The sequence below is a fragment of the Parapedobacter sp. genome, from assembly GCF_053550995.1.
Window position 1 is genome coordinate 1 of the sequence record NZ_JBMQOC010000078.1, and the last position, 11339, is coordinate 11339.

Below are 11339 nucleotides of genomic sequence, written 5' to 3' on the forward strand. Positions count from 1 at the left end.
AAATGCCGCAACAATCACTGCCAATATCACCAGAACCGCCGTATCGGTAAGTATCGTACCACCTATAGCTATGGCCACGGCTTCGTTCTTTGAGATGCCGTAATTGTTAACAATCGGATAGGCAACCAGCGTATGGGTTGCCAGCATGCTGGCAATCAGCAAACTAGGCACCATCTCATAACCCAACAAGTAATAAAACACGGTATACCCGATAGAAATGGGCACAGCAAACGTAAGCAATCCGAATAGCAGGCTTTTATGTTGTGACTTCTTGAATTCATTCATGTCCAATTCCAAGCCGGCAATGAACATGATATAAATCAAGCCTATCGTCGAAAATAAGTCGACCGCCGCATTCTGTTCCAACAAATTCAACCCGTGGGGTCCCACGATAATCCCCGAGATAATCAATCCGATGATTCCCGGTATTTTAATCCGGCGTAGCAATATCGGCGACAGCAGGATGATAAAAAGAACAAGGGCAAAGATTAAAACAGGGTTACTTAAAGGCGTATCAAACGCGTGTTGGATATGGTCGAGTGTATTTCTATTCATATAATATTGCTAAATGAGTCACCGCACAAACGCTATGAATACTGTCCAAACATACGCAAAATCGGGCAAAATAAGATAGTTTATTGAAATTGGATGGCCTTAATCGGGCTAATACGACCAATGAGGTACGATGGGATCAGCAATACAGCCAAGGCGACCCCTGCTATCCCGATATTGAGCAGAAGCACCTCCAGCGCGGTGATGTCCACCGGGATATAGGCAACGTAATAATTGGTTTCGTCCAATTTAAAGAAATGGGTTTCGCGCTGGAACCAATAGAGCCCATACCCCAGCAGGTTGCCGATGAAAAGGCCCAATCCGATAAGGTATGCCGCCTGGTATAAAAACACATTTCGGATACCACCATCGGTATAACCGAGCGCTTTTAATATGCCGATCATCGAGGTGCGTTCCAGCATCATGATGAGCAACGCCGACACCATATTGACCACCGCGACAACAACCATCAAAATCAGGATAATGACGGTGTTGACATCCAATAAATCCAACCATTGGAAGATTTGGGGCAGCTGATCGCGAACATTGATGGCATCGACCGAGACGGGCAATACCGTAGCCACCCGCTCCGTGAGTTCCTCCAAGCTGCTGAAGTCATCAATGGCTACTTCGTAGCCGCCAACGGCACTGGCGTCCCAATCGTTGAGCCGCCTTACCATCGATAACGCACCGATTACGTAGGTATTGTCGAGCTCCTCCACGCCCGTATGGAAGATACCCGCTATCTGGAATTTCCGCGGCCGCGGTCGGCCTTGGGGCTGTATAAAATACATGATGAAGTCGTCGCCTACCGCCAGTTGCAGCCTGTTCGCGGTATATTGTGAAAGCATTATTTGCCCCATTGCTTTTGTACTATCGGCAAAATCGATGGGGTGGCCGTCTATCAGCGTCGTTGCCAGGTACTGTTGGTTGTAACTGCTGTCTATTCCCTTGAACAACACACCTTCCACCTCGTTGTTCACATTGATAATGCCGGCTTTGTTGGCAAAATAACGCACATCGGTGACACCGGGCACCGCCCTCAGCTCGCTTATTTCCGATGGGGTAAGTGATAATGGTTCAGGTTCATAAGATTCATTAAGGTCATAATTGCTTAAGGTGATGTCGCCAAAAAAACCCCGTTGCTTGGCGGTCACCTCGCCCTTAAAGCCTTTCAGCACCGCGATGGAAAGCATCATCGTGGCTATCCCCAAAGCGATGGCACCCACTGCCACGCGAACAATCAGGCCGGAGAAGGTCCGTTTTCCGTCCATCGAAATCCGTTTCGCTAAAAAGTATGGGAAATTCAAGCCGCCCGATATAATTTGTACCTTTGCAAAGGTAAGGTACCGGATTAAAAATACGAAATACGAATTACAACATGCGCATCATCTTCATGGGTACACCTGAGTTTGCCGTCGCTTCGCTTGCCGCCCTGCTCGATGCGGGGCATGAGGTCGTGGCGGTGGTAACCGCCCCCGACAAGCCTGCTGGCCGTGGCCGTAAATTACACCAATCGGCGGTGAAGGAGTATGCCCTTGCCAGGGAGTTGCCTGTCCTGCAACCGGAGAAGCTCCGTGATGCCGCCTTTCTCGCCGAGCTCCGGGCACTGCGGGCCGATCTGCAGGTGGTTGTGGCTTTCCGGATGCTACCCGAAGTGGTATGGGACATGCCTGCATACGGCACGGTCAACCTGCATGCCTCCCTCCTGCCCCAGTACCGCGGTGCAGCGCCCATCAACCATGCGGTCATCAATGGCGAGACGGAAAGTGGCGTTACCACTTTCCTGCTTCAACACGAAATCGATACCGGCCATGTCCTTTTTGCCGAGCGGGTAACCATAGCGCCCGACGACACCGCAGGCGATCTGCACGACCGGTTGATGGCCGTGGGTGCCGAACTGCTCGTAAGGACGGTAAGCGCCATTGCCGATGGGACGGCCAAACCTGTTCCGCAGGCACAGCTCTCCGCAGGAACGGCTCTCAAGCATGCGCCCAAGATCTTCAAAGATGATGGGCGGATCGACTGGCACAAACCCGTGGATGAAGTGTACAACCTTATCCGCGGACTCAGCCCCTATCCCACGGCATATACGGCGCTGGATGATCACCCTATTAAAATCTTTAAGGCCCGTAAAGAAAAAGCGGATACCCCATATCCACCCGGGACGTATCTTTCGGATGGCTTATCGTACCTGAAAGGTACTTGCACCGACGGTTATATCCATATCGAGGAACTGCAACAAGCGGGAAAAACGCGGATGGACATTGGAGCGTTTTTAAGGGGGTATCGCCCGTCGTCTGTCACAATTGTTTCATAATCAAGCCCCCGAAAAACCCGATAACACGCCTTATCTATACATAACCATCTGAAAACAAATTAATTACTTGAATAACCCGGATGGTCATGTCCACTAGGGTTCCATATATTTTGGAACACTTTTTGAGGTATGGTGAAGGGTAAAAAAATCGGATAATTTCCTCTAAATCAGACAACTTTTTCCAAAAAAATCAGTTTATATGATTAGAAAAACCGTATTTTTGCACTCTTTTCAGAAAGGAAGGTACTTAACAGATTAAATGAGACAGCTCAAAATTACACAATCCATTACCAATCGCGAATCGCAGTCGCTCGACAAATACTTGCACGAGATTGGTAAAGTAGACTTGATTACAGCCGAAGAAGAGGTAATCCTTGCGCAGAAAATACGGGAGGGCGACCAGGCCGCATTGGAGCGGTTGACGAAAACGAATCTTCGTTTCGTCGTTTCCGTTGCCAAACAGTACCAAAACCAGGGCCTTACTTTGGGCGACTTGATCAACGAGGGTAACCTCGGGTTGATCAAAGCCGCCAAACGTTTTGATGAGACCAAGGGTTTTAAATTTATCTCTTATGCCGTTTGGTGGATACGTCAATCCATCCTGCAGGCTATCGCCGAGCAATCGCGTATTGTCCGCCTTCCATTGAATCAGGTAGGGTCGTTAAGCAAAATCAGCAAAGCATTCTCCAAATTGGAGCAGGAGTACGAACGCGAACCCTCACCTGAAGAATTGGCAGACATCCTCGAGACCACGGTCGACAAGGTTTCCGACACGTTGAGCAATTCGGGGCGCCATGTTTCCATGGATGCTCCGTTCGTACAGGGCGAAGAGAACACGTTATTGGACGTACTCGAAAATGCCGACCCGGATACGGACAGCACGTTGATAGATGAGTCGCTTTCCGAAGAAATCAAACGGTCGTTGGCTACGCTTACCGAGCGGGAACGCGAAATCATCGTGTTGTTTTTCGGCTTGGGTTCCAACCACCAATTGTCATTGGAAGAGATCGGCGAGAAATTCAACCTCACCCGCGAGCGGGTGCGGCAGATCAAAGACAAAGCGTTGCAACGCCTACGCCATACGTCACGTAGCCGGATTTTGAAATCCTACTTAGGCTAATTACATCACGGTTTAAACGAAAAAGCGCCCTGGCAACCACCAGGGCGTTTCTTATTTCAAAAAAGCACGTATTATCCCAAATTATTGCACTTCGGGCATGAGTACAAATTTAAATAGGCGCTCTTCCCCAAGGTATTTATTCGCCACCGCTTTCACACTTTCTGGAGTCACCTTGCCCAGTTCATCTACATATTTCAGAATATAGGCCGGGTCCTCGTCGCGTTGGTAAGCCCCCGATAGGTGGCCCAGCCAAAAACCGTTTTCACGCAGCTGGACTTCCAATTGGCGCTTCTGTTCGCTCACGAACTTCTCGATATCCACCTGCTCGGGACCATCCCGTTTGATTTTATTGATCTCGTCAAGGACGGATAGCATCAGCGGTTCCACCATGTCGGGACTCGTTCCGTAGGCTACGCTAAAGGAGTACCTGAAGCGCGGCGATTTGCTGTACGATGCCCGTGCAGACACACCATAAACCCCACTTTCAGCTTCACGCAGGCGCTCGATCAACTTGATATTCAAAATGCTTTCCAACGCGTCGAGCTGCATGTTTTCGGCTTCGGAATAATCATAGTCGCCGAAATAATAGAGCCGCACGCTCGATTTCTGCTCTTTGCCCCGGTATACCGTGCGCTCCAATCCATGTTGGGGTGGATAAAGGCCGAGATCTTGGCCTTCCTCTTGCCTGGCTGTGGCCGGAAGGCCACCTAAATATTGGAGTACCGACGGCATCATTTCCGCTTCCGTAAAACTACCTACGATGGTGACGGTAAAGTCGGAAGCATCGGCAAAGCGCTCCTGATAGATGGCGTATGCGCGTTGTGGGTCCACCTGGTCTACCTGTGCCACCGTCATGCTGGTACGGCGGATGTTGTGGTCATACAACACGGCATTGATCGTATCGGAAAATACAGCATTGGGGTCGTCCAATCTATTGGCCAGCGACGCCTTTATCCGCTGCATATATCCTTCGAATACGTCCATGTCCAGGCGTGGTACCGTAAAATACGCATATATGAGCTCAAATGCCGTCTGCAGATCTTTCTTGCCACTGGTGGCGTTGAACCCCTCGGATAACTCGCTTATATATGGCCTCACCGATACTTTTTTGCCACTGAGGTACTTGGTGAGCTGTGTTGCATCGTACGGGCCGAGGCCACTTCCCCCCACCACACTGGCTGCATAGGCCGCCGAAAGAAAATCATGATCACCATACAGCGACGTTCCTCCCGGACTGAAGGCCGTTATTCTTATTTCATCATTCTTAAAATCAGTTGGTTTTAGAATCACACGTACACCGTTACTCAACCTCATTTCCGTAACACCCAGCTCGGGTCGTTCACGGCGTTCGGTAACGGTTCCGGGTTGGGGCTGCGTCTTGAGCAGGGGTACATCCTGCACGTTATCATCGTACGGCGCAATATCCGATGCCTTTACCGTTGCCAGCCACCCGTTCACCGTCTGTTCATCGGGCAAGCTATCCCGGTCCTTTTCGGGTGCCAGGATGAGGATGTCGCGGTTCGTATCGGTGTAATACTGGTTGGCCAGCGCGTTCACGTCGTCGAGCGTGATGGTGCCGATGAGTGATGTGCCTAAACGGTAGCGGTCTTCATTGCTCAAGGCGCGCTCTCCTTGCAGGAAATGATTAAGATAAGTGCCTACATAGCTTTCCGACTCCCGTTTATCGCGTTCGGCATAGGCCGACTCCACACTGGTGAGGAAGTTGCTTTTTGCCCGTTCCAACTCGGTGGCCGTAAATCCATGCCGTTTGATACGTTCAAACTCGGTAACCACCGCTTCAAAGCCGCGCTGTATCTCCCCTGGCTTAGCGGCCACATACATCGTAAAAGCATCCAGGCCCCGCAGAAAACCGCCGATGCTGCCACCGCCCTGGATGAAAGGCGGGTCCGATTGGCGGGTCAGTTCCGCAAAACGGGCTCCTGCCATCTGGTTGAAGAGCGACTTGGTAAGCTGCATACGGTAGTCGGCTACCGTTTTCACCGTGGCTTCCGGATGTTTGACGATGACCTGGACCACCGTCTGCGGCATTTCGGCGTCCGTTACTGCCATGAACTGGTTTTTGCCTGTCAACGGGATATCGTATTCGGCCCTATCGGGTGCGTCCACAGGGTTTTCCAGGTCGGCAAACAATGTTTTGACACGCTGTTCCATATCGGCCACGTCGATGTCGCCCACGATGATGAGCGCTTGCAGATTAGGGCGGTACCAATTACGGTGGAAATTTCGCAGGGTCTCGTGGTCAAACCCCTCAATCAGCTCGCGCGTTCCGATCGGGAGCCGCTGGGCATAGCGTGAGTCGTTCAATATCATCGGGAAATATTGATCGCGCATGCGTTGCTGCGCGCCCCTGCCACCGAGTAGCTCATTGAGTACCACGCCACGTTCCTTGTCTATTTCCTCGCCATCCAGAAGTGCGTCCTGTGCCCAGTCGCGCATCACCAGCAGGCCGCTTTCCAGCAGTGCCGGGTCGTCCGAAGGGATAGGCAGTTGATAGACCGTTTCATCAAACGATGTGTATGCGTTCAGGTCGGAGCCGAAGCGTACGCCGGCCCGCTGCAAGTAATCCACTAGCTCGTTCTTTGGGAAATTTTTGGTGCCATTGAACTGCATGTGCTCAAGAAAATGGGCCAGCCCCCGCTCGTTATCGGTTTCCAGTATGGAACCCACCTTGGTGGCCAAATACATCACCACCCGGTCTTTGGGTTCTTCGTTATGGCGTATGTAATAGGAAAACCCATTGGGAAGCTTGCCGCGCAGCACGGTTGCATCCATCGGCAGCGTGTCGGTTAGCGCCAAGCTGTCTGCCAACGGCGGCGGACTGGAGATGGTTACCTGCGGCGCGAGGAATAGGATAAACAAAGGGAATGTCAGCAGGGAAATTAATCGATTCATGTTGTGCATTTAATTGTGAGCATATAAAGGTTATAGCCGCTACGAAAACCGGCTCGGGCCAAAAGTAATGATATTTTTTCTGGCGAAAGTGCTAAATGACGTTAATCTTAAGTAATTCGGGCCATACCCATTTAAATAGGCATTTGAACGTTGGAATAACTTTTGCAAATCAATACCTTTGGATGTAAATAATATGAGCACACAGGGCAATCATTATTTACATCGAGCTCATCGGCAGACAAAGGATGAATAATTAAATGAAAATAAAACATACGTATGGCAATATCTATCCGTTTATTGGTTGCGCTATGCCTGGTAGCGATTTTAGGGGCCTGTGGCAGCGACAAGTCCCTCAGCGAGCGCGTGGCGCTGGGCGAAATAGGTTTTTTCATGGAATCCAACCCGGTCTATGAAACCGCCGAAATCGATTACGGCGAAGTGAAGTTCAGTCAGAAACAGGATGCCGACTTACTCGCCGCTTATGAGGCGCTTGAAAAGGACGGCTACGTGACCATGGAGTTACTGAAGGAGCGCAAACGGTTCCTGTCTAAAGACAGTACCTTCGTTTATCTGATTAAACTGACGGACAAGTCCATCCCTTTCGTATTGGAGAAGACAGAAAAGCGGGCTACGGTAAAAACGGCGACCTACGCGTTGGATGAAGATGGCGGCGCGCATATCGAGCAAACCGGTAAGAACCGGGCCAAAGCTACGGTAACACTTTCCAAGTCCGAAACGGATTTCGCCGACTTCGCCGAAAAGGGTGCAGACAATAATGCTTCCTTTATCAAAAAGTCCTATTCGTTGCGCTTCCATAGTGAAACGGGCTGGGGCGTAACCAAATAAGGCCATGAAAGGTATATCCACCCTCATCGCCATACAGGCGCTTCTCTCCACGATTTCTGGCGTCCTACTCTCGCAGATGTCATTTATCGGCAAGGTCGGTATCAGTGTCATGTACCGCGAATACGGCCTGTTCAAAATTTGGTGGAAAACGGCGATTCTACTGTTTATCATCCAACTGGCCCTGCTGCTCGTGCTGTGGCTGGTGAAGCGGCTGCTGGGCCGCCGACTGGCATTCACAGCCTTTCTGCTCTTCCTGCTTTTCGGCCTCGTAGGTGCCTATTTCACCTACCTCGATTTTACGACGACGACCCACCGGGTGATGAAAGTTAATTTCCACGCCGGCGTTTACCTGTTTTGGGGTACGTGGGTGTTGGCGTGCATCTATTTCATGGCGGTACCGCTGAAGAAAAGGCAACGCCCTGATGCCGCGTTGGCCGAATCAGGGGATGGCGATACCCCTACGGCACCGCCCCCATCGACCGACCCGTCTTAATTTAGAAGCCCCAGTTATCCGTCCGGAATGGCGCTACGGGCAACCCGTTGGAATTAAATAGGTTGGGCATGGCCGTTTCCGTGAACCCAAAACGCACCGCTACGGGATTGCTGACCTCCTTTGAGGATACAATAAGCTCATTTCCCTTAATGGTTCCCTGCGCCTCGTGGAAGATATGGTCGGCACCTGCGACATAGAGGTCCGTAATCCGGTCGCCTTTCACCTTCAATCCATCCTCGAGATGATCAAAAGAAACAACGATCGTTTTACCCTGCACCCGATAGTCTCTATACAACGGCGAGCGGTAATCCGAGTCATGCCGAACGCCATAATACGCATTCAAAGCAATCGACGCCAGTCTGTCGGCCACTTCCCGTTTTTGCGCGGGATGGATATTCTTGATGTCATCCACGAGGTCGCTTACCACCACCATGCCCGTATTTGGCAAGGTCTTCGCTGTCATGTCCTGCTGTTCGCGGAGCAGGGCGGCCAATGGCTGTTCGTTGCCATAGGCAAAGGGGGCAATCTGTACAAAATAAAAAGGCAACTCCGCATCCCAGGCCATCCGCCATGAGGTCACCATGGCGCGCATCAGCTTATCGTATCCCCACCACGTACCCACATTGCTTTCGCCCTGATACCAATAGAAGCCAGATAGCACGAAAGGCGTCAGGGGCCGGATCATGCTGTTCCACAATACGCCGGCATCTTTCGGCCGGTATGGTGCCTCTCCCTGCATAGCTCCCAACCGGCGCAGTTCCTGGTCATTTTCAATGAGATAGTCGGGCGTCCACACCTCCGCTGGCGTGCCCCCCCACGATGCGTTGATGATGCCGATGGGAACGTCGAGTTCCGCACGTAGCCTTTTTGCAATGAAGTAACCGATCGCCGAGAATGGCTTCAGTGACTCGGCACTCAATGTCTGCCAGTTGTTTGGAATATTGTCTTGCGGATAATCTGCCGCGGTGCGGCTTACCTGCAGCAAACGGATCTGGTCGTCGTTTGCGTGGGGTAGCTCATCCAGTATTTCCTGCAGTTGCTGATTACCGCCCCATTCCATGTTCGACTGCCCCGAACACAGCCATACGTCTCCCAAAAGGATGTTATGCAATGTGATCTTGGCTCCCGCCGACACAATTTCCAGCTCGTAAGGCCCCCCTGCCTGGGTGGTGGGTAGTTGCGCCATCCAGCGGCCGCCAGGGTCGACTTTGGTCTTTACCGTATCGTCGAGCCACGACGCCTTGATGGCCACTTCCGTGGATGCATATCCCCAGCCCCAGATGTGGGCATCCGCATTCCGTTGCAATACCATGTTATCCGATAGTACATTCGGTATCCGTAGTTGGCCGAAGCAGGCGAATTGGAATGCCATGGCAAGGCATGTAAGTAGCAATATTTTCTTCATCTTTATGTTTTTTAATTGACCGCCAATATAGAAAAATAGGCCGTAAAAAGAAACCATGCGTCAGCAACTAATTAATTTAGTATATTTGCCCGTATGAAGCCCTCTGCCCCACCCGTCCAATACGCGATCGTGGATATCGAAACCACGGGCGGCCATGCATCGGGCTGCGGTATTACCGAGATTGCTATCTTCATCCACGATGGCTTCGGGGTTATCGACCGCTTTACATCGCTCATCAACCCCCACCGCCCCATACCGTTGGCTATCCAGGCCCTTACCGGCATCACCGATGAGCTCGTCGCTGATAGCCCTGCATTCAATGAGATAGCGCCCCGCATATTCGCGTTGCTTACCGACCGTGTTTTCGTTGCACATAACGTCAATTTCGACTATTCGTTTGTGAAACACCACCTTGCCGCCGCTGGCTACCACCTCGATGTACCCAAACTTTGCACGGTACGGATGAGCCGAAAACTATGCCCGGGCCAGCCTTCCTACAGCTTGGGCAAGCTATGCGATGCGTTACGCATCCCCATTGGCAACCGCCATCGTGCCGGAGGCGATGCCGAGGCGACGGCCATCCTGTTTGGCCGATTGGTGCGTCGCGACAACGAAGGTGTTATCCTCGAGATGCTGAAGAAAAAATCCAAGCACCAACAACTGCCGCCCCATCTCCCCAAGGAGCAGTTCGATGCCCTTCCCAACGGGGCCGGGGTATATTATTTCCGCGATAAGGGCGGCAAGGCCATTTATGTAGGCAAGGCACGCGATATCCGCAAGCGGATCTCCCAGCATTTCACCGGGCACACGTCGCAGTTGCAACGCCAGCATTTCCTACGCCATATCCACGCCGTTACGTATGAGCGATGTGGCACCGAGCTAATGGCCCTGTTGCTGGAGGCCGCCGAGATACAACGCCTGTGGCCTACGTATAACCGTGCACTCAAGCGCTTTGAACCGAAGTATGCGTTGTATGCCTATGAAGATTGTGGTGGTTATATACGTCTCGCCGTTGGTAAGCATGGCAAGCACCACAGCGCCGTGCATGTTTTCCATCGCCACCTCGACGCCTATCATATGCTGCATCGGCTCATCCGTGAGTTCGACCTCCATCCGGCGCTCTGCGGCATAGGAAAGCCCAGCGAACCCCCGTCGCCCGAAGTGCACAATCCACGTGTGCAGGCGGCCCTCCACCATCTCGAGCACCACCTACCTACTTTCGCCATCATCGATGCAGGGCGGGATGGCGACGAACGAAGCTGTATTTGGGTAGAGCACGGCAAACTGTATGGGATGGGGTACTTCAGCCAACATGGCGATATCTCCACACCCGAGGCGGTCAAGGAGACGCTCACCATGTACCCCAGCAACCATTATATGATGCAGCTCATCTATCGCTATGCTGAAAAACGCCCGTCCGTTGTCTGGAAACCTGGGCAAAATAACTTTAAATTTTAGTGGTATTTTACCGATCGTCATTTTCGCTGCGCGGATTCCGCCATACTTCACGGACGAATTCGGCATTCCCGAAATCTTCTCCGTTTATCTGGGTATTGCCTGCCAATCCACCAAGGCCGCCAATCACCTTGCAGTCGGCATCCATTACCTTCGAAATCCAGTCGCAGCAACATCTGCTATCAAATACATAGACATCCTGGTTTTGGAATCGATATTGGTTCACAACAGCGTC

The 11339-nt window shown here is 51.7% G+C and carries 10 protein-coding genes; 5 read left to right on the forward strand and 5 right to left on the reverse strand.

All coding sequences use genetic code 11. The annotated features are described in order from the left end of the window. Both ACO1NT_RS11100 and ACO1NT_RS11105 read right to left on the reverse strand, forming a co-directional pair. Nucleotides 1-555, reverse strand: a 555-nt coding sequence (locus ACO1NT_RS11100) for a cation:proton antiporter (protein ID WP_449048695.1), incomplete at its 3' end; no start/stop codon positions are given. Nucleotides 556-635: 80 nt separating this feature from the next. Then, entirely contained in the window at nucleotides 636-1826 is a 1191-nt protein-coding gene (locus ACO1NT_RS11105) for an ABC transporter permease (RefSeq protein ID WP_449048696.1), read from the reverse strand. A 107-nt stretch (nucleotides 1827-1933) separates the two neighbouring features. Here ACO1NT_RS11105 and fmt point away from each other — a divergent pair, with 107 nt between their 5' ends. Beyond that, nucleotides 1934-2872 carry a methionyl-tRNA formyltransferase gene (gene fmt / locus ACO1NT_RS11110; protein ID WP_449048697.1) on the forward strand — a complete coding sequence of 313 codons (939 nt, stop codon included), beginning with the start codon at nucleotides 1934-1936 and terminating at the stop codon, nucleotides 2870-2872. Nucleotides 2873-3131: 259 nt separating this feature from the next. After that, nucleotides 3132-3992, forward strand: a complete 861-nt coding sequence (locus ACO1NT_RS11115; protein WP_090605261.1) for a sigma-70 family RNA polymerase sigma factor — start codon at nucleotides 3132-3134, stop codon at nucleotides 3990-3992. Nucleotides 3993-4073: 81 nt separating this feature from the next. Here the strand turns inward: ACO1NT_RS11115 and ACO1NT_RS11120 are convergent, their stop codons facing one another. Next, nucleotides 4074-6905 (reverse strand): M16 family metallopeptidase, encoded by a 2832-nt coding sequence (locus tag ACO1NT_RS11120; protein ID WP_449048698.1) that lies wholly within the window; start codon nucleotides 6903-6905, stop codon nucleotides 4074-4076. Nucleotides 6906-7181: 276 nt separating this feature from the next. Here ACO1NT_RS11120 and ACO1NT_RS11125 point away from each other — a divergent pair, with 276 nt between their 5' ends. Together ACO1NT_RS11125 and ACO1NT_RS11130 are read left to right on the forward strand one after the other, a co-directional pair. Further along, nucleotides 7182-7751, forward strand: coding sequence for a hypothetical protein (locus ACO1NT_RS11125; RefSeq protein ID WP_449048699.1), 570 nt, complete (start codon nucleotides 7182-7184; stop codon nucleotides 7749-7751). Nucleotides 7752-7755: 4 nt separating this feature from the next. After that, complete coding sequence (locus ACO1NT_RS11130) at nucleotides 7756-8244, forward strand: hypothetical protein (protein ID WP_449048700.1); 489 nt, start codon at nucleotides 7756-7758, stop codon at nucleotides 8242-8244. A 1-nt stretch (nucleotide 8245) separates the two neighbouring features. On the opposite strand, the gene ACO1NT_RS11135 is transcribed toward ACO1NT_RS11130, so the two are convergent. Then, nucleotides 8246-9649, reverse strand: coding sequence for a sialate O-acetylesterase (locus ACO1NT_RS11135; protein WP_449048701.1), 1404 nt, complete (start codon nucleotides 9647-9649; stop codon nucleotides 8246-8248). A gap of 93 nt (nucleotides 9650-9742) precedes the next feature. Here ACO1NT_RS11135 and ACO1NT_RS11140 point away from each other — a divergent pair, with 93 nt between their 5' ends. Then, on the forward strand, nucleotides 9743-11107 hold the full coding sequence (locus ACO1NT_RS11140; protein ID WP_449048702.1) for an exonuclease domain-containing protein: 1365 nt from the start codon (nucleotides 9743-9745) through the stop codon (nucleotides 11105-11107). A 7-nt stretch (nucleotides 11108-11114) separates the two neighbouring features. On the opposite strand, the gene ACO1NT_RS11145 is transcribed toward ACO1NT_RS11140, so the two are convergent. Then, a partial coding sequence (locus ACO1NT_RS11145; protein ID WP_449048703.1) for a DUF6970 domain-containing protein occupies nucleotides 11115-11339 on the reverse strand: 225 nt, incomplete at its 5' end.